A 25,327-nucleotide genomic window follows, 5' to 3' on the forward strand; every position below is an offset into this window, starting at 1 on the left:
GATTCCCGTTCAATCCCGGGCGGGAATCAATGCCGGGAGACGTGTGAATGCCACACCTGCAACATCTATTGGAGAAAAACCGTGCCTGGGCAGACGGCATCAAAGCGGGCGATCCGAAGTTTTTCGAGCGCCTGAAAAACCAGCAGGCACCGGAATATCTCTGGATCGGGTGTGCAGACAGCCGGGTGCCGGCCAACCAGATTGTCGATCTTATGCCGGGGGAATTGTTCGTGCACCGCAATGTGGCGAACGTGGTGGTGCATACGGATTTTAATTGCCTGTCGGTGCTTCAGTTTGCGATTGACGTGCTGAAGGTCAAACACATCATGGTTGTTGGCCACTATGGTTGCGGTGGGGTGCGTGCAGCGCTGCTGAACGAGGGCTTTGGCCTGATTTCAAACTGGCTGCGCCATGTACAGGATGTTCGGGACCGCCATCAGTCCGTTCTGGATGCCTTGCCGACGGTTGAAGACCGGGTGGACCGCCTGTGTGAACTGAACGTGTTGGAACAAGTAGCCCACGTGTGCCAGAACAACATTCTCCTGGAGGCATGGCGCCGTGGCCAACCCCTGACCGTCCACGGGTTTGTCTACGATGTGGCCGATGGCCTGCTGCGTGACATGGGGCTGGCGATCACCGGTGAAGAGGAGCGGGAGAAGGTTCGTCAGAAAAATCTTCAGGCGCTGGTGGAGCGACCGGTTCGGTCAGGTCGTCAAAAAACATGACACCTTAAATGTCAAAAAGTGTCAAAGAATCGTGACGAGCGTCACTTGTTGACCCTTGGCGTCATCACAGATGGTCACCCCTGTGTTTGGTACAGTAGCTACTGTAGTAATGAGGGAGGTGACCATGAAAGAACTGATGCAAAAGGCCCTGAGTGCAATCGAAGCTCGCCGAAACGCGGGCACGGCTATGAGTAGCAATCGGCAGGACAGCAAGCGAAGCGAACCTCGCCCCCAGGAAGACTGGGGAATGTCACCGGAAGATGCACTGCGTGTCGGCACGGTTGCTCGATACAAGTAAGGCCTTCACCAGGTGCCCACTGGTGTTCTGATTTACCGTTCCGTTTCCCTTTCTGATAAAGCCCTGATGTGCCGCGATGGCAGACTCAGGGCTTTTTTCCGGTTAGCATAGCGCCTTTTACGATCTCCAACGGGCTTGCTATCCATGTCTGCACTGACCAATACCCACGACGTTCTTCTTCGTAACCGCGATCTGTTGCAGGGGCGGCTTGCCTTACTGGGTGTTACCGAGCCTCTTGTACTGTCTCAATGCGGTGACAGTGGTCTGGCCATGAGTGAGCATGCGGGCGTATACAGCGCACTGGCACAGCGGTCTGGCTGGCAGGCCTGTTTTGGCTACGACACCGATGGTCTGGCCGCTGCAGATTACGACACGGTTGTGGTTTTTCTGCCCAAGGCCCGGGCGGAGCTGGCTTTGCGCCTGACAATGGCTCGGTTTCTGGGTTGTGAAGGTGCCAGGTTGGTGTTGATTGGCGAGAAGAAAGAAGGTATCGGTGGGGCGGTCAAACAGTTCAACGAAGTGGCTTCCGATACGGGCAAGGTGGACAGTGCCCGGCATTGTCAGGTCTGGGTCGGCACAAATAGTCAGCCCCTGTCGGTGTTTGATATTCGTGAATGGATTAGCTGGAGCCAGCTCGAGTGTGCAGGCGTTGAAATCGCTGTGGCTGGGCTGCCGGGGGTATTCAGTGACGGGGAGCTGGATGCGGGCACGCGGATGCTGCTTGAAACCCTGGCGGAGTCGCCCTTGAAGGCGGAGCGCGTGCTCGACTTTGCTTGTGGTGCGGGCGTGATCGGTAGCTGGTTGCAGGGCTTTGCCAATCGGCATGGGCGCTCACCGGTGACGGTTGACGGCGTGGATGTCCAGGCCCAGGCTGTGCTTTGTTCCGAGGCCACCTATGCCAAGGCAGGCTTGCATGGCCAGATCTACGCTGCCGACGGGCTTTCGACCCTGGAAGGGCGGTGGCAGGCGGTAGTGACCAATCCGCCGTTCCACAGCGGGGTCAAAACCGACACGTCCATGACCGAGCAGTTTCTCCGGGATGTGGCCGGTCACCTGATGCCCGGAGGGGAGTTGCGACTGGTGGCAAACAGTTTTCTGCCCTATGAGGGTGACATCCAGCGGCATATCGGGCCGGTAGAGCGGCTGGCTCAGGATCGTCGCTTTACGGTTTATCGGGCTTTTCGCCGCGCCAGTGCCGGGTTGCGCCCATAAAAAAAGCCCCTGGGGTAAGGGGCAAAAGTGAATCTCCGGAAAAGTGCCGTTCGTCCGGGCATTAAGAGCCGGACGACGTAACCGGAAAGGGTGTTCGGCGTGAACAGCTCTAACTTAGGATTATTTTCTAGAGTAAACAGCCTAAAACCGTTCATTTTCATCAAACCTGAAACAGAGTGCCCAAAATGACAACCGCAACGTTAGAGTTCTCTGCTGGTCAGCGAGTGCTCTGTCGCCCCGGCGTGAGTGACCCGAACTTACGTGCCTGGGATGCAGCGGATGAGCTGCTTCTGGATGAAGCCATACGCCGTGTGCACGCCGGAGATCGTGTGTTGGTGGTCGATGACCAGTTTGGCGCACTCACGCTCGGGTTGTCTGATTACGCACCGGTATCGGTAGCGGACAGCGCAGTACTGTGGGGCGCATTGAGCGCTAACGCCCCTTTGAATCCGGATATACCTTCCGCGGCACAGCTGGCCAGTTGGCTGAATCCACCGCAGGGGCCCTTTGACCTGATCGTCATGCGTGTGCCGCGTCAGAGCGAATACCTGGCGTGGCTGCTGCGCTGGGTGAATTCCGCACTGGCAGACAATGGCTGCCTGCTTGCCGGGGGCATGATCAAGCACCTTCCAGATCGCAGTGTTGACGTATTTGCCGAGGCCATGCCCACCGAAGCCGTTCTGCCCGCACGCAAAAAGGCGCGTGTTGTGGTCTGTCGTCGGGGAGAGGCAAGCCTGGCGGGCTGGTCAGGGCTCTGGAAAGGTTATTCCGTTCCGGAAGTGCCAGTCGACGTGGAGGCCATGCCTGCTGTGTTTGCCCGGGACCGTCTGGACATTGGTACCCGTGAATTGCTGCCACTTATAGCCCCTGCCGTTGCCCGGCTCCCAAGTGGTGCCCGGGTACTGGATTTGGCTTGCGGCAACGGTATTCTGGGGTTGGTGGCACTGGCCTGCCGCGACGATATCCGTGTGGAATTTGCCGATGTGTCCGCCCAGGCTGTGGCGAGTGTACGGCATAACCTGATGCGTTGCGGATTTGAAGCAAGGGCCAGGGTCTGCCATTCCGACGGCGTCGACAGAGGCGCGGCAAACTATCAGCTGATTCTGCTCAACCCGCCGTTTCATGAGGGTGGGGTAGTAGGCGATCACATTGCCTTGAGACTATTCCGGGATGCTGCCCGGCACCTGGAACCCGAAGGCACCTTATTGATGGTGGGGAATCGCCACCTGGGGTATCACCGCTCCCTGAAACGCTATTTCAGCAGCGTGGTGCAGCGGGCGGCAAGCCCGCGTTTCGTCGTTTTTGAAGCCTGCCTGTGAACCCCTAGCTCCTGGCTGTCGGCGGCCGGTCGTAGCCAAGCCGGGCCAGGGTGTCTACGATGGTCTGCGTCTGGCTGTCTACCTCAATGTTCACCCTTTGCCCTTGTTCCGCGCTCCCGAACGTTGTGGCGCGCAGGGTTTCCGGAATCAGGTGCACGTTGAACCGGTTCTCCCGCACCTCGCCGATGGTCAGGCTGGCGCCGTTGATGGCAATGTAGCCCTTTGGGAACACATATTTTTGCCACTCGGCTGGAATCTCAAACCACAGTGTCACGTTGTTCTCTGGCCGAACGATGTCCACCAGGGTGGCCGTGGTATGAATGTGGCCGCTGAGCAGATGCCCGCCGATCTCATCGCCAATGCGAGCTGCCCGTTCAAAGTTTACTGTGTCTCCGGGGGATAGCTCCCCGAGTGTGGTCAGGCGCAGGGTTTCCTGCATGGCGTCAAAATAAAGGTGGGTTCCGTCCTGGCGAGTGACCGTCAGGCAGGTTCCGTTAATGGCGACCGAAGCCCCGATGGTCACACCTTCAACCCGTGCCCCCGGAAAGTCTATAACCAGAGTATTCAGGCCCGGTGATGCAATAATCTCGGTGACTTTGGCGATACCCTGAACAATACCGGTAAACATAGTGGTGCTCCTGAACCCTGTATGATGGAGCAAGGATACCGGTGGCCGGTTCGGTTGCCAAGAAAGCCCGGTGAACAAGGGTCGGCAAACAGGACATTCAAGAAGCGGACGCAATGGCCGATACTTGCAAAAGGAACGAACCGATAAGGTGGCCTCATGGCTGAGCAAACAGCACAGAATCTGACAGACGATGCCAATGCCCCGGGCGCGGTCCTGAGGCAGGGCCGTGCGGCTGATCCTGTGCCTGACGCCGCCGGATCTGCCTTGAATGCTGCTCAGCGTACCGCAGCTCTGCAGGCATCAGAGGCGGCGCGGGCGGAGTCTGATCGCCCCCCGGAGCCCGACGAGCAGGAGGCGGGTGATGATCAGGAAAACGAGGCAGAGCGCGAGCCACAGGGCGACATAGAGAAAGCGCTGGCAGAATCAAAGCAGCGCAAGCTAAGACTGATGCTGCGCCAGTGTGATCGGGTGCTGCTGATGGATTTCGACCTGTTGTCCATGTCTGACTGGCCAACCAACTATCAAATGGCTGCCGCCCGCCGGAGTCGCGACCTGTGGGTGTTCAGTGCACTGGTGGCCGCAACCATTTTTCTCTCCGGGCTCACCGGTTTCATCCCGGCCTGGATTGCCGGTGGTGGCTTTGGGGCCTTCGTTATCATCCTGTTGCTGGGCGTGCCGATTATTCGGCGGATCTACACTGAGAAGCCGTCCTATCTGGACCTTGTGGTTAAGCGGCAGCGCCTGCTGCGTGATGCCCGGAAGCACGTGGAGCATCTGGAAGGCAAGGAGGGGCTGGTTTGGCAATGCGCCAGAATGGCGGAGTATAACCCTGCACTGAAGCATCCCAGGTTCAGCGATATTATCCGCTTGAGTGAACAGCGGGTTCTGGCCAGGCAGCTTGTCCGACGGGAGTATGTGCGCCTGTATCTGATTTACATGCTGGAAGCGGAAAAGGCATACAGCCGGGTTCAGCAGGCGTTTTTCGATGGTAATCAGGAAGCCATCGATAGGGGTTGGCAGTCTGTTGCCGCGGTGCCCGCCGAGCGAACTTGACATGGCGAGTCTTCAAACGTATGTTTCAAACAGACGTTTGCTAGAGGCACTGAAAACAACATGGCGCAGTCTGATACCGTTGACCGCATACTCGACGCTGCTGAGGAGCTGTTTGCCGAGCGGGGGTTCTCCGAAACATCACTCCGGATGATCACCAGTAAGGCTAAAGTAAATCTGGCCGCTGTCAATTATCACTTTGGGTCTAAAAACGCGTTGATCCACGCGGTTTTCGCCCGATTTCTGACGCCATTTTCGGCGACTCTGGAAACCGCCTTCGACGACCTGGAAGAGCGGTGTGACGGCAATCCCCCCACGCTAAACCAGACCCTCTGGGCGCTTACTGAGAGTGCCATACGGATGCCACAGCGCAATGAGCGTGGCATTTCCATCTTCATGCGCCTGTTGGGCCTGGCCTACACCCAGTCCCAGGGCCATCTGCGAAAGTTTCTGGAGCAGGAATACAGCCAGCCGTTTGGCCGGTTCATGCGACTGCTCAAGGAAGCCACTCCGGAGCTCACCGCGGTAGATCGTTATTGGCGCATACAGTTTATGCTGGGCGCCACTGCGTTCACCATGTCCAGCAGTGATGCCTTGCGGGATATCCTGCAGAACAAACTGGGCGTTGAAACCTCCGTGCAGGAGATTGCTGCCAGGCTGGTGCCATTCCTGGCAGCCGGCATGCAAGCGCCCGATAAATTGCTGACTCCGCCACCTGAGAGCAAAGTCTCTGTTGCCTGAGGTTCCCCGCCTCGGGTAGGCTTCCCTCTGGTTTTTAACCGGAGGGAGCCGTGCCCCCTGTACACACACCATCCAGCCCGATCTCGCACATTGAGATTTCCATCACCGACCAGACCCTGGTGCTGGTGGATTCCGGCGGGCGGGCGTTGGCCCGTTACCGGATATCCACTGCCCTGAATGGTCCCGGAGAGCGTAACGCCAGCGGTTGCACGCCTCGCGGTGAACACTATGTGCGGGCCATGATTGGCCGCGGCCTGCCGCTGAACACGGTGTTTATCGCGCGCAGGCCCACCGGTGAACGTTATTCGCCGGAGTTGGCCGCGGCGCACCCGGACAGGGACTGGATCCTGTCCCGCATTCTCTGGCTGTGCGGCCGTGAATGGGGGCGTAATCGTGGGCCAGGGGTCGATACGTTTCGCCGCTTTATCTACATCCATGGCACTCCGGATACCGAGCCTATGGGCGTTGCCCGCTCCCATGGATGCATTCGCATGCGCAATCAGGACGTTGCGGACCTGTTTGAACGCGTTGCGCCGGGCACACGGGTCTTGATTCTTTAATTACTGACGTTCAGAGGGATACGATGATCGGAGAAACATTAAGCATTTTGAACAGCTGGATAAAAGATTTCGGAATGCTTTCGGAAGGGTGGCGTGCCGGTATTCTGATCTTCATGCTGGTGTTTGCGACGGCCACTGCCGCATTCATTGCATCCCGCGTGATCGTTGCCCTGGAGAACAAATTCAGTGCCACCCGTAATCTCTGGGACGACGCTGTGCTCCATGCCGCCCGCAAGCCGGTTGTGGCGTTTATCTGGCTGCAGGGGGTCTATTGGGCAGCAGAGGTTGCCCACCACTTCTCCGATGCTGAAATCTTCAAGGCGAACGGTACGCTGTTGCAGATCGGATTTGTCTGGGTCTTGGTCTGGGCCATGCTCAGGCTGGTCAAAGAAGCGGAGAAGATTCTCACCTCGCCCATGAAAATGCGCAAACCGATGGACTACACCACGGTGAACGCAATCAGCAAACTGCTGAGGGCGGTGGTCATCATCACGGCGGTTCTGACCGCATTGCAGACCTTGGGCTTCAGCATCTCCGGGGTTCTTGCCTTTGGTGGTGTGGGTGGTATTGCCGTGGGTTTTGCGGCGAAAGACCTGCTGGCCAACTTCTTTGGTGGCTTTATCATCCATCTGGACCGCCCCTTTAAAGTGGGCGACTGGGTGCGTTCCCCGGACAGGAATATTGAGGGTACGGTGGAGCACATCGGCTGGCGCCTGACGACCATTCGTACGTTCGACAAGCGCCCGCTCTACGTTCCCAATGCGGCCTTCACTACCATTGCGGTGGAGAATCCGTCCCGGATGACCAACCGCCGTATCTCGGAAACCATCGGCATTCGCTACGCAGACGTCCACTCCATGAAGAAAATCGTGGATGAAATACGTGACATGCTCAAGAATCATGAAGACATTGCGGCCGATGAGACGCTGATTGTGAATTTCCTGGCCTTCAATGCGTCATCGCTCGACATTATGGTTTATGCCTTTACCAAGACTACCCAATGGGTCCGGTTCCACGAGGTCAAAGAGGATGTTCTGCTGAAGATCAGTGACATTATCGAAAGTCATGGCGCCGAAGTGGCCTTCCCGACCCGCACACTGCACCTTCCCGATGGCGTGAAGGTTAGTGGCAATGACAGCGAGGAGTCGTCAGTATCCGAGCCGGGAAATGAGGATAATCGGGAGCAAAACGCAGGCAAACAGGTGGAGAGCAAGAATGACAGCAGTCGCTGATAGCAAGCCGGTTGGTATCATTGGTGGAACCGGGCTGACCAGCCTCAGTGATCTCACCATTGTGGGTGAGGAAACCGTCTCCACCAGCTGGGGGGAGCCGTCTTCCGCTCTGGTTCATGGCGTGCTGGGGCAACAGAAGGTGATGTTTCTGTCCCGGCACGGTAACCCGCACCGGATTCCGCCCCATCAGGTGAACTACCGGGCCAATATCCAGGCGCTCTATGATGCCGGCGTTCGAACCCTGGTGGGTGTCAACGCCGTTGGCGGTATTCACCCTGACATGGGGCCGGCCCATGTGGTTATTCCCGATCAACTGATTGACTACACCTGGGGGCGGCCGAGTACCTTCTTTGAAGGCGAGCTGGAGCACGTCACTCACATTGATTTCACCTGGCCTTATGACCGGGAAGCGCGGGAGCTACTGGTTGCCACGGCACGGGAGGCGGCCGTGCCGTTCTCGGACTTTGGTGTGTATGGCGCCACCCAGGGGCCGCGGCTTGAAACGGCAGCAGAGATACGCCGAATGGAGCGTGATGGCTGTGATATCGTGGGTATGACCGGCATGCCGGAAGCGGTGCTGGCGGCGGAACTGGGGATGCGTTACGTGAGTCTGGGCCTGGTGGTGAACTGGGCGGCGGGCAAATCCGACCACATCATTACCATGGCCGAGATTGAAGAGGCCATTGAGCAGGGGATGTCCGGGGTTCGGTTGATCCTTGAGCGCTCAATGGCCGGTCTTGGTCAGCTTGAGGTGCTCATTCCACCCGCTTGAAGAACACCAGTACGCCGATCGTGGGGGAGTCGATGAAGTGGATTTCCTCGCTGCGCATGCGGCGGGTTTCCCTGATCCAGGTGACCAGTTGAAGTGGAGAAGCCGGCGTGGTTGCCTCGGACAGGCCGAAGCTTGCGCCGCCTTCTGTGCCTGGCCATGAGTCTGATGCTTCGGAGGCGTCAGGTTCCATGGCGTCTTCTGAAACATTCTGTGTTACTTGTCTAACTCGCGGCGTGCTCTCGTCAATCATCCAGTGATTCAGATGAATGCCCACGTGCAGGAATCGTTGCCGGTCAATGGTGATATGGCCTTCCACGGCTCGCTGGCCCGCGTCCGGCAGCCAGTCTCCCAACGCAATCTCAAGGGGCTCGCCGTCGTAATTGGGCGGAAACGTCTGGTACCAGCCGGTGGCTGCCAGTACCCGATAGTTGCCGCTGTTTTCAAGGCGTCGGGCGGCCTGATTCAGGTGCAGCTCGCTCTGCGGTACCAGTTGCAGATCGGATTGCCGGCGGCCGTCGGCCTGATCCACCCACAAGGCTTTGTCGGGCCGAATGGTGGGCTCAACCGGTTTGCCAGCCATCTTCTCTTCAATACCGGACGGGTCAACCAGCCGCTCCAGAATAATGAACTCGGCCCGGTAGTAGTCGCGGGGTGCGTTGCCTGACTGGCTTTGGGCCATCAGGACGGTCGGGGCGAGCATGAAGGCCGCTGCCAGAAGGGCACCGATCACTGTGTGCCGTAAACAGAAATGCTGGGCTTGCAAGAGTCTTACTCCACCTGAGTCATTGTTTGCTCACGACGCCTTGGCTGGCTTGTTGCCCGGCGTCAATTCCGTGAGCATGGCTGCAATGGCGTCGAGTTTACCACTGGTTGAATCATCATTCAGCCGGAAGCGGAAGCTGTTGGCGCCTTCCAGCCTGTAGGTGTCCGGTGCGGATTGCACTTTTTTAACCAGCACCAGAGGGTCCACCGGTGTGGTTGCACCGAACTCCAGTCGCACCCATTCCTTGCCAGCGTCCACTTTTCCGATGCCCAGAGCCTCGGCTTTCAAACGCAGCCGGGTCTGGTTGATCAGATTCTTGGCCGGTTCCGGTAATAATCCGAAGCGGTCGATCATCTCAACCTGAAGTTCTTTTAATTCATCTTCGGTCTGCACGCTGGCAATGCGCTTGTACAGCATCAGGCGGTTGTGCACATCGGGCAGGTAGTCGTCGGGAATCAATGCCGGGATGCGCAGGTTCATTTCGGTGCCGTGGCTCAACGGCAGTTCCGCATTCGGGGTACGGCCCTCGCGAATGGCTTTTACCGCCTCATCCAGCAACTGCATGTAGAGGGTGAAACCAATACTTTCAATTTGCCCGCTCTGTTCCTCGCCCAGCAGCTCGCCGGCGCCCCGGATTTCCAGGTCGTGGGTGGCCAGCATGAAGCCGGCGCCCAGGTCCTGGGCTTCGGCGATGGCGTCCAGGCGTTTCTTGGCATCGTTGGAGATGCTTTTCGGTGGTGGCGTCAGCAGGTAGGCGTAGGCCTGGTGGTGGGACCGGCCAACCCGGCCGCGCAATTGGTGCAGCTGGGCCAGGCCAAACTTGTCGGCTCTCTCGATGATGATGGTGTTGGCGCTGGGAATGTCGATGCCGGTTTCCACAATGGTGGTGCACACCAGCACGTTGAAACGCTTGTGGTAAAAGTCTGACATGATCTGTTCCAGCTGCCGTTCTCGCATCTGGCCGTGGGCCACGCCCACCCTGGCTTCCGGGATCAGCCGGCGCAAGTCTTCGGCGGTTTTCTCGATGGTCGACACATCGTTATGCAGAAAATACACCTGACCGCCCCGCAGGATTTCCCGCAGGATGGCTTCTTTTACCATAGCCTCTTCACGCTGACGTACGAAGGTTTTCACCGACAACCGGCGGGCCGGGGGCGTGGCGATGATCGACAGGTCCCGCAGGTGCCCCATGGCCATGTTCAGGGTTCTCGGAATTGGCGTAGCAGTCAGCGTGAGCATATCGACCTCCGCCCGCAGGGATTTAAGCCGTTCTTTCTGCTGAACACCGAACCGGTGCTCCTCATCAATAATGACCAGGCCCAGGTTCTTGAACCTCACATCGCCTTGCAGCAATTTGTGGGTGCCGATCACGATGTCTGCCTTGCCTTCCTCAATAGCAGCCATGGCTTTAGTGGTCTGGCTGCCGCTTCGGAAACGGCTGAGCAGTTCCACGGTGACCGGGGTGTCGGAAAAACGATCCCGGAAGGATTCGTAATGCTGCTGGGCGAGCAGGGTAGTGGGTACCAGCACGGCCACCTGCTTGCCGGACCAGGTGGCCAGGAAGGCCGCACGCATGGCTACCTCGGTTTTTCCGAAGCCCACATCACCGCATACCAGGCGGTCCATGGGGCGTTCGCCGGTCATGTCTTCGAACACCGACTGAATGGCCACCTGTTGGTCCGGTGTTTCCTCGAACGGGAAGCCGGCGGCGAACGCCCGGTAGGCCTCTTTCGGGTCTTCAAACTGGAAGCCTTTGCGGGCTTCTCGGCGGGCGTAAACGTCCAGCAGCTCGGCGGCGGTATCGCGTATCTTCTCCAGGGCCTTTTGTTTGGCATTGCTCCAGCGGTCGGTGCCGAGCTTGTGCAGGGGCGCGTGCTCTTCGTCGGTGCCGGCGTAGCGGGAAATCAGGTGCAGGCTGGAAACGGGAACGTAGAGTTTCGAGCCACCGGCGTATTCCAGGGTCAGGAACTCATCGGCCTGGCCACCGGCGTCGATGGTTTCCAGGCCTTTGTAACGGCCAACTCCATGGTCAATATGCACCACCGGCGAGCCGATACGCAGTTCGGACAGGTCCCGGTAGCCGTGGTCGTCCACTTCCGTGGGCTTTTCACGCCGGCGTCGCTGCAGAACCCGTTCGCCGAACAGGGCGGTTTCCGTAATCAGGGCCAGGTTCTGCTCCGGTAGCACCATTCCCTGTTCCATCGGCGCAATGGTGATGGCCAGGGCAGCATTATCGCTCTCGCTAAAATCCTGCCATCCGCTGACGGTGACAGGCTTTAGCTTGTGATCCCGCAGGTTTTCGATCAGGGCTTCGCGCCGACCGGAAGATTCGGCGCAAATCAGCACGCGGCCCGGGAATTCCTTGATAAAGCGTTTGAGCCGCCCGGCCGGGTCCGCGGCCCGGCCATCCATGGCCACGTCCGGTAACGGTGTGGCGCCGCAATTGGCAGTACCGGCGCCGTCCATGGCGTCGGGAGTGCAGGTGATGCGCGGGTATCGCTTGATCTGGCCAAACACTTCGTCCTGTAGCAGGAAAAGCTCGGCCGGCGGCAGAATCGGTCGCAGCCGGTCGTGCCGGCGGTCCTCGTGCCTGGCCCGGGTTTCCGCATCGAAAGCCGCAACAGCATCGTTCAGGCCATCTGCGGTAAACACCAGTGTGGTGGCCGGCAGGTAATCGAACAGCGTGGCGGTCTGGTCAAAGAACAATGGCAGGTAATATTCGATGCCTGGCGGGGTAATGCCGTTGCTGACGTCCTGATAGACCGGAGCGTCTTTGTCGGCATGGGGGAAGTGTTCAAACCAACGATTGCGGAAGCCGGAGCGGGCCTCCTTGTGCCAGGGGAACTCATGGGCTGGCAGCAGTTCGATCTGTTCGATTCGGTCAATGGAGCGCTGGGTTTCCGGGTCAAACGTGCGCAAGGTTTCGATTTCGTCGTCGAACAGGTCAATCCGGTAGGGCAGGTTGGAGCCCATGGGGTAGATGTCCAGAATCGCCCCGCGCACGGCATATTCACCGTGCTCATACACATTTTCAGCGTGGTGATATCCCGCAGCCTCCAGTTGCATGCGCCAGCTGTCGATATCCAGGCTCTGGCCTACTTTTAATAGCAGGGTGTTGCCTTGTAGGTAACTTGGCGGCGCCAGCCGATGCATCAGGGTGCGGGCGGGCACCACCAGAACACCGTGGCGTGTGGATGGCAACCGGTGCAGGGTGCGGATACGCCTGGAAGTAATGTCCTGGTGGGGTGAAAATAGGTCGTAGGGCAGGGTTTCCCAGTCCGGCAGCGACAACAGTTCGAGGCCGTCTGCGGTCACCGTAGCGCCGTCTTCTTCCGGTGGCAGGTTCAGGAAAAACCGGATGGCTTGCTCCAGGCGGATGGCCTCATCGGTGCTTCGGGTAACCACCAGCGTTAGCCCTTTATGCAGCTTGGCGCTCTCGCAGATGGCCAGGGCGTCACTGCAACCGTGAAGCTGGCCCCATTTGCGGTGGTCGGCGCTTTTATCCGGCAGCGTCGGGGCAATCAACGGGGCGGGTGAGGCCGCACGGGCGGAACCTTGGGGCATGAGCTGTCAAATCTCCTGAGTTAGCGCGTCTGGAACCGAGCGGCGCTATTCTAGCGTTCGGGGGTTTCAGTGTCATGGCTGGTACCGACAAATCGCTATTTGCCGTCGGGCGTCTTAAGTTGGATAATGTGCGCCTTAAAATTATTCCCAGTGCTATACGAGGTTCCAACCGTGAGTCACGAACAAATCAACCAGCACCTGTCCAACTGGACAGAAAGAGAGTCCACCGCCGAAGCGATGATCCCGCTGATTGGCCGCCTGTACCGCAAAAACAACGTTGTTACGTCGGTATACGGCCGGGCGATCATCAACCAGTCGGTGATCGACATCATCCGTGCCCATCGTTTTGTTCGTCAGGTTGAGAACAGCGAGCTGTCCGTTCACGACACGCTGCCGATCCTGCAGGCCATGGACAAGCTGGATCTTGGTCGCGCCCACGTGGACATCGGCAAGCTGGCGGTCAAGTTCAAGGCTGAAGGCGGTGACCTCACCGAATTCCTGAAGCGTGAAATCGGCCCGGTGGTTGGCCAGTATGCCAGTCAGTCAGAGCAGGACGCCCAGAACGAAACCAAAGACGTAGTGCTCTATGGTTTTGGCCGTATCGGCCGTCTGCTGGCCCGCATCCTGATTGAAAAAGCCGGCGGTGGTAACAATCTCCGCCTGCGAGCCATTGTGGTTCGCCAGGGCGGTGCCGAAAACGATCTGGAAAAGCGCGCCAGCCTGCTGCGCCGTGACTCCGTGCATGGTCCCTTCGATGGCACCATCACCGTTGATGAAGAAAACTCCGCCCTGATCGCTAATGGCAACTTTATCAAGGTGATCTATTCCGATGGCCCCGACAAGGTCGATTACACCGCCTACGACATCCACAATGCCATTGTGATCGACAACACCGGTAAGTGGCGTGACGAAGCCGGCCTTGGTCTGCACCTGAAGTCCAAGGGTGTCAGTCGCGTGATCCTGACAGCGCCGGGCAAGGGTGATATCAAGAACATCGTGTATGGTATCAACAACGACTGGATTACCGACGAAGACAAGATCCTGTCCGCGGCTTCCTGCACCACCAACGCCATTACACCGGTGCTGAAGGCCATCAACGACGAATACGGCATTGAAGATGGCCATGTTGAGACCGTTCACTCCTACACCAACGACCAGAACCTGATCGATAACTACCACAAGGGTAGCCGTCGTGGCCGTAGCGCAGCACTGAACATGGTTATTACAGAGACAGGTGCGGCCAAGGCTGTTGCCAAGGCGCTGCCGGAGCTCAAGGGCAAGCTGAGCGGTAATGCTATCCGGGTGCCGACGCCGAACGTGTCCATGGCCATCCTGAACCTGAATCTGAAGTCCGACGTGGATGTAGAGAAGGTGAACGATTACCTCCGCGACATGGCTCTGCACTCTGAGTTGCAGAAGCAGATCGATTTCGTGAATTCCCCGGAAGTGGTATCCACAGACTTCGTAGGCTCCCGCCACGCGGGCATTGTCGATGCCCAGGCCACCATCGCCAACGGTAAGCGCCTGATTCTGTACGTATGGTACGACAACGAGTTTGGCTACAGCGCTCAGGTTATCCGCTGTGTCAATCAGATGGCCGGCGTAACTTACCCGATCTTTCCGAAGCGGGCACGTGACTAAAGTCTAAGCCTGTTTCAGTTAAGTCGGATCAAAAAGGCCCCGGTAGCGTGAGCTGCCGGGGCTTTTTTACTACTTTGGAGGGATAAAACCATTTTCCTTACCGGTGGAAATAGGTTTCCTTAATCTCTATAATTGGCGCGATTTTGGGTATGTCTGGCACCCATATTCTCACCCCCGAGCGGCGGGGCCGGGCGTTAAAATCCACAGAAAAGTTTCTGATGATTGGATGAGGCTAATGATCAAGATCAAAAAAGGCCTGGATCTTCCCATCAGCGGCGCTCCCGAACAGACCATTACTGACGGCAAACCGATTCGCCACGTGGCATTGATCGGCTTTGACTACAACGGCATGAAGCCGACGATGGCTGTGAAAGAGGGAGACCGTGTCAAGCGCGGTACGCTGCTGTTCACGGACAAGAAGACCGAAGGCGTTCGTTATACTTCACCGGCAGCCGGTGTAGTGAAAGAAATCAACCGCGGTGAGCGTCGCGTGTTCCAGTCTGTTGTCATCGAAGTGGATGGCGATGAGGCGGAAACCTATGCCCGCTACAACGATTCCGATCTTGCCGGCCTGGAACGCCAGCAGGTAGTTGATAACCTGGTTGAATCCGGTCTGTGGACAGCGTTCCGCACCCGGCCTTACAGCAAGGTTCCGGAAATCGACTCCGCACCGAACTCCATCTTTGTTTCTGTCATGGATACCAATCCGTTGGCAGCAGACCCTACCGTTATTATCGGCGAGAACAGCAAGGCGTTCGAAAAAGGCCTGACCATCATCTCCCGCCTGACCAACGGTAAGGTATTTGTGACCGGCAAGCCCGGCTCCGACGTGTCTGTACCAAAAGCAGACATCATCGAAGTACACCAGTTCGATGGTGTGCACCCTGCCGGTAATGTGGGCACCCATATCCACCACCTGGACCCGGTTTCAGCCAGCAAGACTGTCTGGAGCATCAATTATCAGGACGTGATCGATATCGCCAAACTGTTCGAGACCGGTGAAGTGCCGGCTGAGCGCATTGTGGCTATCGGTGGCCCTAAAGCCCTGAAGCCCCGCCTGGTTCGTACCCGCCTGGGTGCCAGCCTGCCGGAACTGCTGGATGGCGAGATCGCCACTGATTGCGACGTCCGTGCCATTTCAGGCTCGGTATTCGGCGGTCGTCGTGGTGACGGCCCCTGTGCCTACCTGGGCCGCTTTGCCAATCAGGTGTCGGTGCTGGAAGAAGGCACCAAGCGTGAGTTCATTGGCTGGCTGTCTCCGGGCACCAACAAGTTCTCGGTGCTGAACATCTACCTGTCCAAGCTGACCGGTGGCAAGCTGTTCAACTTCACCACCACCACCAACGGCAGTGAGCGGGCCATGGTGCCTGTCGGTGCCTATGAGCAGGTGATGCCGCTGGACATCCTGCCGACTCAGCTGCTGCGAGCACTGATTGTTGGTGATACCGAAGTGGCACAGAAACTTGGCGCCCTGGAGCTGGATGAAGAAGATCTGGCGCTGTGCACCTTTGTGTGCCCCGGCAAATATGAATACGGTCCGATTCTCCGCGAGAACCTGACCCGAATCGAGATCGAGGGATAATACGATGGCTATCCGACAGTTTCTCGATGGAATCGAGCATCATTTTGAAAAGGGTGGTAAGTACGAGCGCTGGTATGCCCTGTACGAAGCCGTTGATACCATTTTCTACACCCCTGGCAAAGTAACTTCCACCACAGCCCATGTGCGTGACGGCGTAGACCTCAAGCGCATCATGATCACTGTGTGGTTGTGTACTTTCCCTGCCATGTTCTTCGGTATGTGGAACATTGGTTTTCAGGCCAACAATTTCCTGGCAGCCAACCCGGATGCCATGATTGCCGATGGCGGCCTGCGTGAAGCCTTTATCACCGCCCTGGCCGTGACCGGCGCCGGTGCCGGCTGGTGGGACAACTTCGTCTACGGCATGGCCTACTTCATTCCTATCTATGCCGTCACCTTTGTGGTGGGTGGTTTCTGGGAAGTGCTGTTTGCCACCGTGCGTCGTCACGAAGTGAACGAAGGCTTCTTCGTAACCTCCGTACTGTTTGCTTTGATCTGCCCGCCCACCATTCCGCTGTGGCAGGTGGCCCTGGGTATCACCTTCGGTGTGGTTATCGGTAAGGAAGTGTTCGGTGGTACCGGCAAGAACTTCCTGAACCCGGCCCTGACTGGTCGTGCCTTCCTGTACTTTGCCTATCCCGCGCAGATTTCCGGCGACACTGTCTGGACTGCAGTTGATGGCTTCAGTGGCGCAACGGCTCTGAGTTGGGCTGCCTCTGGCGGCCTGGAAGCACTGGAAACCCAGATCGGCTGGATGAATGCCTTCGTGGGTAACATTCAGGGTTCCATGGGTGAGACGTCCACCATTGCCATATTGATTGGTGGTCTGGTCCTCCTGGCCATGAAGATCGCCTCCTATCGCATTGTCGGCGGGGTGTTGATCGGCATGATCGGCATGTCGTTGCTGTTGAACATTGTCGGGTCCGAGACTAACCCGATGTTTGCCATTCCGGCTCACTGGCACCTGGTTATGGGTGGCTTCGCCTTCGGCATGATGTTTATGGCGACAGACCCGGTATCCGCTGCGATGACCAATACCGGTCGCTGGATGTTTGGCATCCTGGTCGGCGTGATGACTATTCTCATCCGTGTGGTCAACCCGGCTTTCCCAGAGGGTATTATGCTGGCCATCCTGTTCGCCAACCTGTTCGCCCCGCTGATGGACCACTACGTGGTTCAGGCCAACATCAAACGGAGGCTCGCACGTGGCTAAGAAAAAAGAGACGGTCGGAAAGACCATTCAGGTCGCTTTCGCCCTATGTATCGTTTGCTCCGTGATTGTGTCTGCTGCCGCTGTATCCTTGCGCCCGCAGCAGGCCCTGAACCAGGAGCTGGACATCAAGTCCAATATCCTTCAGGCCGCCGGCATGGCTGAGCCTGGCGCCAATCGGGCCCGTATCGAAGAACTGTTTGGTCAGTTCGAGCCGCGCCTGGTTGACCTGCGCACTGGCCGGTTCACCACCCCGGAAGAGCTTGGCGTACCTGATGTACTGAGCTACAACCAGTACCGCGCTGCCGGTGATCCAAACATGTCTACCCGCCTGTCGGGTGAGCAAGACACCGCCAATCTGCGTCGTCGTGCCCACGCAGCCACGGTTTACATCCTCGAGGAGGATGGTGAGCTGGTTCGTGTGGTGCTGCCGGTTCACGGCCCTGGTCTGTGGTCCACCTTGTATGGGTTCATTTCACTGGAAGGTGATCTGAACACCATCGAAGGCCTGGGCTTCTATGACCACGCGGAAACGCCTGGCCTTGGCGGTGAGGTAGACAACCCTCGCTGGAAAAGCCAGTGGGTTGGCCAGAAGATCTACGGTGACGACAAGAGTGAGCCCCAGATCCGCCTGATCAAAGGCGGTGCCAATCCGGACAGCGAGCATCAGATTGATTCCCTGTCTGGTGCAACGCTGACGGCTCGCGGTGTCGAGAACCTGATCAACTTCTGGATGGGTGAGAACGGTTTCGCGCCGTTCCTGAAAAATCTGCGCGACGGGGAGGCCTGATCATGTCTGACGTATCAGCCAAGAAGGTTCTTTTTGAACCGATTTTCAGTAACAACCCCATCGCCCTGCAGATTCTTGGGATCTGTTCGGCGCTGGCGGTTACCACCAGCCTGAGCGTTACGCTGGTTATGTGTGCTTCGGTTATTGCGGTAACCGGGTTTTCAAACCTGGCGGTATCTCTGATTCGTACCCAGATTCCCAACAGCATCCGGATCATCGTACAGATGACCATCATTGCGTCGCTGGTAATCGTGGTCGACCAGGTGCTGAAAGCCTATGCCTATGAAATCAGCAAGCAGCTGTCGGTATTCGTTGGTCTGATCATCACCAACTGTATCGTTATGGGCCGGGCCGAGGGCTTTGCCATGCAGAACCCGCCGATGCTGAGCTTCCTGGATGGTATCGGTAACGGTCTGGGCTACTCCATTGCGATCCTGTTCGTGGCGTTTTTCCGTGAGCTGTTCGGTTCTGGTGAACTGCTTGGTTTCACCATCCTGGCCTCGGTTAACGATGGTGGCTGGTATGTGCCGAACGGCATGATGCTGCTGCCGCCGAGCGCGTTCTTTATCATCGGTCTGGGCATCTGGGCACTGCGTACCTGGAAGCCGGATCAGGTTGAAGAGCCTGATTTCAAGATGTCAGCCCATAAAACCCGGGAGGCCTTCTAATGGATCATTATCTGAGTCTTCTGGTTACGGCCATTTTCGTTGAAAACCTGGCGTTGGCGTTCTTCCTGGGGATGTGTACCTTCCTGGCGATCTCCAAAAAGGTAGAAGCGGCGATTGGCCTGGGTATTGCGGTGGTTGTTGTACTGACTCTGTCTGTGCCGGTGAACAACCTGATCTTCAATACCGTTCTGCGTGAAGGTGCCCTGTCCTGGGCGGGACTCCCAGATGTTGATCTGAGCTTCCTGGGACTGCTGACCTACATCGGTGTTATTGCGGCACTGGTGCAGATTCTTGAGATGGTTCTCGACAAGTACATCCCGTCGCTGTACGCAGCGCTGGGCGTGTTCCTGCCTCTGATCACCGTTAACTGCGCGATCCTGGGTGCGTCACTGTTCATGGTTGAGCGTGACTACAACTTTGGTGAGAGTGTGGTGTACGGCTTTGGCGCTGGCGTGGGCTGGGCCCTGGCCATTGGTGCCCTGGCAGGTATCCGCGAGAAGCTCAAGTACAGTGATGTGCCCGATGGCCTGCGTGGTCTTGGTATTACCTTCATCACTGTCGGCCTGATGTCACTCGGCTTTATGTCGTTCTCCGGCATCTCGCTGTAATGCGCCCCCGGATCATCGGATAACTACGAGAAGGCGAGACCATGAATACAGAAATTATTCTTGGCGTGGTCATGTTTACCGTCATCGTGCTTGCACTGGTGGCGGTGATCCTGGCAGCGCGCTCAAAACTGGTCAGCACCGGCGACGTCACCATTGAAATCAATGACGACCCGGAACACACCATGAAAACGGAAGCAGGTGGAAAACTGCTGAACACCCTGGCGGGCAACGGCATCTTCCTGTCGTCTGCCTGTGGTGGCGGTGGCACCTGCGCCCAGTGTAAATGTAAGGTTCTGGAAGGTGGCGGCGCCATGCTGCCCACCGAAAAGACCCACTTCACCAACCGTGAAGAAAAAGAAGGCTGGCGCCTGTCGTGCCAGGTTCCTGTAAAACAGGACATGAAGATCGAAGTACCGGAAGAGTTCTTCGGCGTGAAGAAGTGGGAGTGCGAGGTGGTGTCTAACCATAACGTGGCCACCTTCATCAAAGAACTGGTACTGAAGCTACCGGAAGGTGAGGAAGTGGACTTCCGCGCTGGTGGCTATGTGCAGCTGGAGTGCCCTCCCTACGAAATCGATTTCAAGGACTTCGATATCGAGGAAGAGTTCCACGAAGACTGGGACAAGCACGATATCTGGCGCTATAAGGCGATCAACAAGGAAGACACCATCCGTGCCTACTCCATGGCGAACTACCCGGAAGAGAAGGGACTTCTGAAGTTCAACATCCGTATTGCGACACCGCCTCCGGGCACCAATCACCCGCCAGGCATCATGTCCAGCTACGTGTTCAACCTGAAGCCGGGTGACAAGGTCACTGTAATGGGGCCATTCGGTGAATTCTTTGCCAAGAAGACCGACGCGGAAATGGTGTTCATCGGTGGTGGTGCGGGTATGGCGCCCATGCGCTCCCACATCTTTGACCAGCTCAAACGCCTGAATTCCAAGCGCAAGATCAGTTTCTGGTATGGTGCCCGCAGTGTGCGCGAAATGTTCTATGTGGAAGACTTTGATGGTCTGGCCGCAGAGAACGAGAACTTTGAGTGGCATTGCGCCCTGTCAGATCCGCTTCCGACTGACGACTGGGATGGCCCTACCGGCTTTATCCATAACGTGTTGTACGAAAACTATCTGAAGGACCACCCGGCTCCGGAAGACTGTGAGTTCTACATGTGTGGGCCCCCAATCATGAACGCGTCCGTCATCAAGATGCTGAAAGATCTTGGTGTTGAGGACGAAAACATCATGCTGGATGATTTCGGAGGTTAACAGGCTCAGATGACATCCCGCATGTTTGGACCCGTCAGGGTGGTTGTGGTCGGCGTCTTTATGACGCTGATCATGGCTGCCCTGGCGGGTTGCTCGTTTCAGGAAAAGGAAAAAGTCTGGGAAATTTCCGGAGGTATCTTCGGAACGACCTATCACATAAACGTCGTATTGCCAGAAGACAGGGAACGCCTGCAGACTCTGGCTCAGGGTATTCAGAAAGAGCTGGAAGCGGTGGATGCGTCCATGTCGACCTGGAAGCAGGATTCCGAGTTGTCACGGTTGAATCGCAAACAGGACCAGTCGGAGTGGACGGAGCTTTCTCCGGCCTTGTTTGAAGTGATACAGCGTTCCCAGGAAATTGCCGAGCTGACCGACGGGGCGTTTGATATCACCATCGGTCCCGTGGTCAATCTCTGGGGCTTTGGGCCGGATGCCCGGCCTGATACCGTGCCGTCTGACGCGGCCCTTGAGAAAGCGCTTGCAGATACTGGCTACCGCTATATCGAGTTGAACGCAGAGGCCATGGCGTTGCGTAGCGAAAAGCCCCAGTACATTGATTTGTCCGGGATTGCCAAAGGCTATGGTGTCGATGTGGTGGCCCGTTACCTGGACCGTGAAGGTGTGCAGGCGTACCTTGTAGAGATCGGTGGTGAGGTGAGGGTCAATGGGCGGAAACCTGACGGCGGTGCCTGGCGCCTGGCCATTGAAGAGCCATCGGAACAGGCAAGGCAGGTCAGCAAGATAGTGGCCATGGATCAGCATGCGATGGCAACCTCCGGTGACTATCGTAACTATTACGAATCGGATGGACAGCGTTACTCGCATACAATAGATCCATCGACTGGTAAGCCGATCACCAACAGGATAGCGTCTGTGACGGTGATTACCGAAGACAGTATGACTGCCGACGCTCTAGCCACCGCATTCACCGTGATGGGTTATGAGCGGGCACGGGCGCTGGCAACGCGGGAAAATATTCCTGCTTATTTCATCGTGCGAGGCGAGGGCGGCTTTGAGGTGCATGAAACACCGGCTTTCTCTTCCTTCGTGGTTCAGTAAAGGAGGGCAGTATGGGTACCTTTCTTCTCGTTTTGTTCATTGTGGGCATTCTGATTGCCGGTATGTCGATCGGCGTGATCTTTGGCCGTAAGCCGATCAGCGGCACCTGCGGTGGGATTGGTGCCCTGGGCATCAGCCAGTCCTGTGATATTTGTGGCGGTAACACGCAGAAGTGTGAGGAAAGCCGCAGCGAGACCGGGGCCGCTGAGAAAGGTGAAGATCTGGCCTACGACGCCTCGCGCACAGAAAAGTAAGCGACACTCATCAATAAATAGAACTACGCATTTTATGGCGTAGATAAGGAGTCACTGCGCACATGGCAGAGCATCACTACGACGTCGTCGTTATTGGCGCCGGCCCTTCCGGTGAAGGGGCGGCAATGAACGCGGCCAAGCACAACAAGCGAGTCGCCATCATTGAAGACAAACCGACGGTGGGCGGTAACTGCACGCACTGGGGCACCATTCCATCCAAGGCGCTGCGTCACTCGGTGAAGCAGATCATCACCTTCAACACCAATCAGATGTTCCGGGATATCGGCGAGCCGCGCTGGTTTTCCTTCCCGAGGGTGTTGCAGAATGCGCAGAAGGTCATCGGCAAGCAGGTAAAGCTGCGCACCCAGTTCTATTCCCGTAACCGGGTAGACCTGATTAACGGTCGTGCATCGTTTGTAGACACCCATCGGTTGGAAATTCGTGGTAACAAGTCGGTTGAGACTATCCACTTCAAACAGGCCATTATTGCTACTGGCTCCCGTCCGTATCTGCCGCCCGATGTGGATTTCCGCCATCACCGGATTTACAACTCTGACTCCATCCTGAACCTGTCCCACACCCCGCGCACCCTGATTATCTATGGCGCCGGCGTTATCGGTTCCGAGTACGCCTCCATTTTTGCCGGGCTGGGTGTAAAGGTTGACCTGATCAACCCGGGCAGTCGCCTGTTGTCATTCCTGGACGACGAAATCTCCGATGCGCTCAGCTACCACCTTCGCAACAACGGTGTGCTGGTTCGCCATAACGAGCAGTACGAATCGGTGAAGGGCGACGACCACGGTGTGGTACTTTCACTGCAGTCTGGTAAGAAAATTCGCGCCGATGCCTTCCTCTGGTGCAACGGGCGAAGTGGCAACACGGAAAACCTTGGGTTGGAGAATGTGGGCCTGGTGCCCAATGGCCGCGGCCAGTTGGCAGTGGATGACCACTACCGTACCGAGGTGGACCACATCTACGCGGCGGGCGATGTGATTGGCTGGCCGAGCCTGGCCAGTGCAGCCTATGACCAGGGCCGTGCGGCTTCGTCAGACATCACCCAGGACGAGTATTTCCGATACGTGGATGATGTGCCCACGGGTATCTACACGATTCCTGAAATCAGCTCCGTCGGTAAAACCGAGCGGGAGCTGACAGAAGCCAAAGTGCCATACGATGTTGGTCAGGCTTTCTTCAAGGACCTGGCGCGGGCACAGATCACGGGTGAAGCGGTGGGCATGCTGAAGATCCTGTTCCACCGTGAGACTCGGGAGATTCTGGGTATTCACTGCTTCGGTGACCAGGCGGCTGAGATTGTGCACATCGGCCAGGCGATCATGAACCAGAAAGGGGAGGCGAACTCCCTGAACTACTTCATCAATACCACCTTCAACTACCCGACCATGGCGGAAGCCTATCGGGTGGCGGCATTGAACGGCCTGAACCGGATCTTCTGATCCGGTCAGTTCCGTACCGGAGCCGGTATTATGCCGGCTCGGGCATTCCTTCCTTTGCTGGCAAGCTCAGAACGGCTCTGGCGCGGTTGTCGAAGAACATCCGTGTGCTTGTCGGGTAGTCGGTAATAATGCTGTCTACGCCCACCTCTTCCAGCTTCAGCATGTCGTGAATGCGGTTCACCGTCCAGGTGGACACATGCATATTACGCTTGTGGGCCTGGGCAACCATGTCGGCATTCAGAATCTTCCAGTTCACACAGAAATACTCACAGCCCAGGCGGGTAGCCAGGTTCAGCGGCTTCGGGAACTTTCGCTCAGCCACAAGGCCAATCCGGAGGTTCTTGTCACGGCGCCTCAGTTCCCTGAGGAACCAGGGATCGGATGAGGTAACGGCGGCGGTCTGGTAAAGGTTCCGGCGCTGGATAACTTCTGTCAGGCGGTTGCAAAGTATGTTCAGGCGGGCCCGGTTGTCCTTCTTCACTTCCAGCTGCAGGTGCTCCAGATCGTCGAACTGGTCGAGCAGGTTTTCGAGAGTCGGAATGCCCGCTTTGCGGGGCCAGGCGCTGGTGTTGCGCCGAGCGTCCATGTCGGCCAGCTCAGCGGCCGTGTAATGGCCGACATTGCCCTTTTGCCCGGTAGTGCGATCTACCGTCAGGTCGTGCACCAGCACCGGCACGCCGTCTTTTGACAGCACCAGGTCCAGCTCGAAGTGCCGGATACCATGCCGATAGGCATGGATAAAACCGGGCATGGTATTTTCTGGAGCCTCACCTTTGGCCCCGCGGTGACCATAAACGATCATTCTGCAGTACTATCCTTGAGAGTCTGGTAAATAGCCTGGCGTTTCTTCCAGGTGTCGTGGCAAAGGCGAATATCTTCCAGATACGCCGGCAACTCTTTCATCAGCAGGGCCTGAGGGCCGTCAACCAGAGCTTTCTCCGGTTTCGGGTGGAAGTCTACCAGCACCATGTTGGCGCCGGCGATCACGCCCTGGGCGGTGGCGTGCATCACGTCCAGAATACCATCCGGTGAGCGGTCCCGGCTGCCCACGGAGTGGGACGGGTCTACACACACCGGCATGCGAGTCAGGCGCTTTACCGCTGGTACGTGGGCGAAATCCACCATATTTCGGTGCGGCTGGCCGGCCTCGGTTTTCATGCCCCTCAGGCAGAAAATCACGTTGGCGTTGCCCTCACTGGCCAGGTACTCCGCGGCGTTCAGCGACTCGTTCAGGGTAATACCAAAACCGCGCTTGAGCAGTGCCGGGTAGGTTTTCTGCCGGCCTATGGCTTTGAGTAGCTCGAAGTTCTGGGTATTCCGGGTGCCAATCTGCAGCATCACACCGGTGGGCCGGCCCAGTTTCTCCAGGCAGGTGTCGATTTCTTCGATATGGCTTTCGTGAGTAATCTCCATGGCAATAACCTTGATGCCATGCTTGCCGGCTTTCTCGAAGACCCAGGGCAGGCAGCCCTTGCCGTGCCCCTGGAACGAGTATGGGTTGGTGCGGGGTTTGTAGGCGCCCATGCGGGTGCAGACCTCGCCATTGTCCTCAAGCGCCTGCATCATCTGCTCAACGTGCTCGGGCACGTCTACCGCACATAGCCCGGCAAAGATGTTCAGGTTGTTCTGGCTGAACTCGACGCCGTTGTAGGTGAAACCGCTCTGGCGGTGATCGTCTTTGTGGCGGCCCAGAATGCGGTAGTCATCAGAGATTCGGATGGCCCGCTCCACGGCAGGTAGCGCTTCAATCTCTTCCTTGTTCAGTGTTTTGGTGTCGCCCAGCAGATAAATCTCCGTCAGCCGCTGGCTGGCACCCTGAACCTCGTGTACCCGAACACTGACACCAGGCAGGTTTTCCAGGTAGTGCATGGTCTGGCGGTAGGCTTCGCTGTCCAGTTCTGTGTTGGGGTGAAGAATGGCTAACATGAA

General features: G+C 57.4%; 24 protein-coding genes. 19 read left to right on the plus strand and 5 right to left on the minus strand.

Features of this window, described 5'->3' with window-relative positions; all coding sequences use genetic code 11:
- Positions 1–47: 47 nt before the first annotated feature.
- From can to QUE75_RS07490, 4 genes are all read left to right on the plus strand, one after another.
- The gene (can, locus tag QUE75_RS07475; RefSeq protein ID WP_061331843.1) at positions 48–725 is read left to right on the plus strand and encodes a carbonate dehydratase; all 678 of its coding nucleotides are present in this window, start codon (positions 48–50) and stop codon (positions 723–725) included.
- A gap of 124 nt (positions 726–849) precedes the next feature.
- Positions 850–1,023: a hypothetical protein gene (locus QUE75_RS07480; RefSeq protein WP_178338772.1), complete on the plus strand. Its 174-nt coding sequence runs from the start codon at positions 850–852 to the stop codon at positions 1,021–1,023.
- 144 nt (positions 1,024–1,167) lie between these two features.
- On the plus strand, positions 1,168–2,235 hold the full coding sequence (locus QUE75_RS07485; protein ID WP_286254804.1) for a class I SAM-dependent methyltransferase: 1,068 nt from the start codon (positions 1,168–1,170) through the stop codon (positions 2,233–2,235).
- A gap of 185 nt (positions 2,236–2,420) precedes the next feature.
- The gene (locus QUE75_RS07490; protein WP_286254806.1) at positions 2,421–3,554 is read left to right on the plus strand and encodes a class I SAM-dependent methyltransferase; all 1,134 of its coding nucleotides are present in this window, start codon (positions 2,421–2,423) and stop codon (positions 3,552–3,554) included.
- A gap of 4 nt (positions 3,555–3,558) precedes the next feature.
- On the opposite strand, the gene QUE75_RS07495 is transcribed toward QUE75_RS07490, so the two are convergent.
- The gene (locus tag QUE75_RS07495; protein WP_138436567.1) at positions 3,559–4,182 is read right to left on the minus strand and encodes a riboflavin synthase subunit alpha; all 624 of its coding nucleotides are present in this window, start codon (positions 4,180–4,182) and stop codon (positions 3,559–3,561) included.
- 156 nt (positions 4,183–4,338) lie between these two features.
- Between QUE75_RS07495 and QUE75_RS07500 the strand changes: the two genes are divergently transcribed.
- The 5 genes from QUE75_RS07500 to QUE75_RS07520 are packed head-to-tail and all read left to right on the plus strand — an operon-like array spanning position 4,339 to position 8,537.
- Entirely contained in the window at positions 4,339–5,235 is an 897-nt protein-coding gene (locus QUE75_RS07500) for a hypothetical protein (protein ID WP_061331847.1), read from the plus strand.
- Between the two features lie 60 nt (positions 5,236–5,295).
- On the plus strand, positions 5,296–5,973 hold the full coding sequence (locus QUE75_RS07505) for a TetR/AcrR family transcriptional regulator (RefSeq protein ID WP_061331848.1): 678 nt from the start codon (positions 5,296–5,298) through the stop codon (positions 5,971–5,973).
- 50 nt (positions 5,974–6,023) lie between these two features.
- Positions 6,024–6,533 carry a L,D-transpeptidase gene (locus QUE75_RS07510; protein ID WP_396631696.1) on the plus strand — a complete coding sequence of 170 codons (510 nt, stop codon included), beginning with the start codon at positions 6,024–6,026 and terminating at the stop codon, positions 6,531–6,533.
- A gap of 23 nt (positions 6,534–6,556) precedes the next feature.
- The gene (locus tag QUE75_RS07515; protein ID WP_286254811.1) at positions 6,557–7,765 is read left to right on the plus strand and encodes a mechanosensitive ion channel family protein; all 1,209 of its coding nucleotides are present in this window, start codon (positions 6,557–6,559) and stop codon (positions 7,763–7,765) included.
- Positions 7,749–8,537, plus strand: coding sequence for an S-methyl-5'-thioinosine phosphorylase (locus QUE75_RS07520; protein ID WP_286254812.1), 789 nt, complete (start codon positions 7,749–7,751; stop codon positions 8,535–8,537). Before QUE75_RS07515 ends, QUE75_RS07520 begins: the two co-directional genes overlap by 17 nt.
- On the opposite strand, the gene QUE75_RS07525 is transcribed toward QUE75_RS07520, so the two are convergent.
- Both QUE75_RS07525 and mfd read right to left on the minus strand, forming a co-directional pair.
- Positions 8,521–9,300, minus strand: coding sequence for a CsiV family protein (locus QUE75_RS07525; RefSeq protein WP_061331852.1), 780 nt, complete (start codon positions 9,298–9,300; stop codon positions 8,521–8,523). The two genes, QUE75_RS07520 and QUE75_RS07525, sit on opposite strands and share 17 nt — an antisense overlap.
- A gap of 30 nt (positions 9,301–9,330) precedes the next feature.
- The gene (gene mfd, locus QUE75_RS07530; RefSeq protein WP_286254815.1) at positions 9,331–12,864 is read right to left on the minus strand and encodes a transcription-repair coupling factor; all 3,534 of its coding nucleotides are present in this window, start codon (positions 12,862–12,864) and stop codon (positions 9,331–9,333) included.
- 171 nt (positions 12,865–13,035) lie between these two features.
- On the opposite strand from mfd, the gene QUE75_RS07535 reads away from it, so the two are divergent.
- The 10 genes from QUE75_RS07535 to sthA all read left to right on the plus strand — a co-directional run bounded on the left by QUE75_RS07535 (position 13,036) and on the right by sthA (position 23,398).
- Positions 13,036–14,505, plus strand: a complete 1,470-nt coding sequence (locus QUE75_RS07535) for a glyceraldehyde-3-phosphate dehydrogenase (RefSeq protein ID WP_061331854.1) — start codon at positions 13,036–13,038, stop codon at positions 14,503–14,505.
- A 235-nt stretch (positions 14,506–14,740) separates the two neighbouring features.
- Positions 14,741–16,087, plus strand: coding sequence for a Na(+)-translocating NADH-quinone reductase subunit A (locus tag QUE75_RS07540; RefSeq protein ID WP_286254819.1), 1,347 nt, complete (start codon positions 14,741–14,743; stop codon positions 16,085–16,087).
- A 4-nt stretch (positions 16,088–16,091) separates the two neighbouring features.
- Positions 16,092–17,300 (plus strand): NADH:ubiquinone reductase (Na(+)-transporting) subunit B, encoded by a 1,209-nt coding sequence (locus QUE75_RS07545; RefSeq protein ID WP_286254821.1) that lies wholly within the window; start codon positions 16,092–16,094, stop codon positions 17,298–17,300.
- Positions 17,293–18,087 carry a Na(+)-translocating NADH-quinone reductase subunit C gene (locus QUE75_RS07550; RefSeq protein WP_061331857.1) on the plus strand — a complete coding sequence of 265 codons (795 nt, stop codon included), beginning with the start codon at positions 17,293–17,295 and terminating at the stop codon, positions 18,085–18,087. The genes QUE75_RS07545 and QUE75_RS07550 overlap by 8 nt, the downstream gene beginning before the upstream one ends.
- A gap of 2 nt (positions 18,088–18,089) precedes the next feature.
- On the plus strand, positions 18,090–18,755 hold the full coding sequence (locus QUE75_RS07555; RefSeq protein ID WP_058090112.1) for an NADH:ubiquinone reductase (Na(+)-transporting) subunit D: 666 nt from the start codon (positions 18,090–18,092) through the stop codon (positions 18,753–18,755).
- On the plus strand, positions 18,755–19,363 hold the full coding sequence (gene nqrE / locus QUE75_RS07560; RefSeq protein ID WP_058090111.1) for an NADH:ubiquinone reductase (Na(+)-transporting) subunit E: 609 nt from the start codon (positions 18,755–18,757) through the stop codon (positions 19,361–19,363). Before QUE75_RS07555 ends, nqrE begins: the two co-directional genes overlap by 1 nt.
- Before the next feature lie 41 nt (positions 19,364–19,404).
- Positions 19,405–20,631, plus strand: a complete 1,227-nt coding sequence (gene nqrF, locus QUE75_RS07565; protein ID WP_061331858.1) for an NADH:ubiquinone reductase (Na(+)-transporting) subunit F — start codon at positions 19,405–19,407, stop codon at positions 20,629–20,631.
- A 9-nt stretch (positions 20,632–20,640) separates the two neighbouring features.
- Positions 20,641–21,690: an FAD:protein FMN transferase gene (locus QUE75_RS07570; RefSeq protein ID WP_061331859.1), complete on the plus strand. Its 1,050-nt coding sequence runs from the start codon at positions 20,641–20,643 to the stop codon at positions 21,688–21,690.
- A gap of 11 nt (positions 21,691–21,701) precedes the next feature.
- A complete protein-coding gene (gene nqrM / locus QUE75_RS07575; RefSeq protein ID WP_230714282.1) occupies positions 21,702–21,944 on the plus strand; it encodes a (Na+)-NQR maturation NqrM in 243 nt (80 codons plus the stop codon).
- Between the two features lie 62 nt (positions 21,945–22,006).
- Positions 22,007–23,398, plus strand: a complete 1,392-nt coding sequence (gene sthA, locus QUE75_RS07580; RefSeq protein WP_061331861.1) for a Si-specific NAD(P)(+) transhydrogenase — start codon at positions 22,007–22,009, stop codon at positions 23,396–23,398.
- Positions 23,399–23,426: 28 nt separating this feature from the next.
- On the opposite strand, the gene QUE75_RS07585 is transcribed toward sthA, so the two are convergent.
- Positions 23,427–24,200 carry a glycerophosphodiester phosphodiesterase gene (locus QUE75_RS07585; RefSeq protein ID WP_286254831.1) on the minus strand — a complete coding sequence of 258 codons (774 nt, stop codon included), beginning with the start codon at positions 24,198–24,200 and terminating at the stop codon, positions 23,427–23,429.
- Positions 24,197–25,324 carry a 3-deoxy-7-phosphoheptulonate synthase gene (locus QUE75_RS07590; RefSeq protein ID WP_138436560.1) on the minus strand — a complete coding sequence of 376 codons (1,128 nt, stop codon included), beginning with the start codon at positions 25,322–25,324 and terminating at the stop codon, positions 24,197–24,199. The genes QUE75_RS07585 and QUE75_RS07590 overlap by 4 nt, the downstream gene beginning before the upstream one ends.
- Between the last annotated feature and the right edge of the window lie 3 nt (positions 25,325–25,327).

It is taken from the genome of Marinobacter shengliensis (assembly GCF_030297115.1).
GTDB classification, from domain to species: domain Bacteria; phylum Pseudomonadota; class Gammaproteobacteria; order Pseudomonadales; family Oleiphilaceae; genus Marinobacter; species Marinobacter shengliensis.

Bases quoted from the DNA above. Each gene is read 5' to 3' on its own strand.
- can (WP_061331843.1), top strand. From the start codon at position 48: ATGCCACACCTGCAACATCTATTGGAGAAAAACCGTGCCTGGGCAGAC.
- QUE75_RS07480 (WP_178338772.1), top strand. From the start codon at position 850: ATGAAAGAACTGATGCAAAAGGCCCTGAGTGCAATCGAAGCTCGCCGA.
- QUE75_RS07485 (WP_286254804.1), top strand. From the start codon at position 1,168: ATGTCTGCACTGACCAATACCCACGACGTTCTTCTTCGTAACCGCGAT.
- QUE75_RS07490 (WP_286254806.1), top strand. From the start codon at position 2,421: ATGACAACCGCAACGTTAGAGTTCTCTGCTGGTCAGCGAGTGCTCTGT.
- QUE75_RS07495 (WP_138436567.1), bottom strand. From the start codon at position 4,182: ATGTTTACCGGTATTGTTCAGGGTATCGCCAAAGTCACCGAGATTATT.
- QUE75_RS07500 (WP_061331847.1), top strand. From the start codon at position 4,339: ATGGCTGAGCAAACAGCACAGAATCTGACAGACGATGCCAATGCCCCG.
- QUE75_RS07505 (WP_061331848.1), top strand. From the start codon at position 5,296: ATGGCGCAGTCTGATACCGTTGACCGCATACTCGACGCTGCTGAGGAG.
- QUE75_RS07515 (WP_286254811.1), top strand. From the start codon at position 6,557: ATGATCGGAGAAACATTAAGCATTTTGAACAGCTGGATAAAAGATTTC.
- QUE75_RS07520 (WP_286254812.1), top strand. From the start codon at position 7,749: ATGACAGCAGTCGCTGATAGCAAGCCGGTTGGTATCATTGGTGGAACC.
- mfd (WP_286254815.1), bottom strand. From the start codon at position 12,864: ATGCCCCAAGGTTCCGCCCGTGCGGCCTCACCCGCCCCGTTGATTGCC.
- QUE75_RS07540 (WP_286254819.1), top strand. From the start codon at position 14,741: ATGATCAAGATCAAAAAAGGCCTGGATCTTCCCATCAGCGGCGCTCCC.
- QUE75_RS07545 (WP_286254821.1), top strand. From the start codon at position 16,092: ATGGCTATCCGACAGTTTCTCGATGGAATCGAGCATCATTTTGAAAAG.
- QUE75_RS07555 (WP_058090112.1), top strand. From the start codon at position 18,090: ATGTCTGACGTATCAGCCAAGAAGGTTCTTTTTGAACCGATTTTCAGT.
- nqrE (WP_058090111.1), top strand. From the start codon at position 18,755: ATGGATCATTATCTGAGTCTTCTGGTTACGGCCATTTTCGTTGAAAAC.
- nqrF (WP_061331858.1), top strand. From the start codon at position 19,405: ATGAATACAGAAATTATTCTTGGCGTGGTCATGTTTACCGTCATCGTG.
- QUE75_RS07570 (WP_061331859.1), top strand. From the start codon at position 20,641: ATGACATCCCGCATGTTTGGACCCGTCAGGGTGGTTGTGGTCGGCGTC.
- nqrM (WP_230714282.1), top strand. From the start codon at position 21,702: ATGGGTACCTTTCTTCTCGTTTTGTTCATTGTGGGCATTCTGATTGCC.
- sthA (WP_061331861.1), top strand. From the start codon at position 22,007: ATGGCAGAGCATCACTACGACGTCGTCGTTATTGGCGCCGGCCCTTCC.
- QUE75_RS07585 (WP_286254831.1), bottom strand. From the start codon at position 24,200: ATGATCGTTTATGGTCACCGCGGGGCCAAAGGTGAGGCTCCAGAAAAT.
- QUE75_RS07590 (WP_138436560.1), bottom strand. From the start codon at position 25,324: ATGTTAGCCATTCTTCACCCCAACACAGAACTGGACAGCGAAGCCTAC.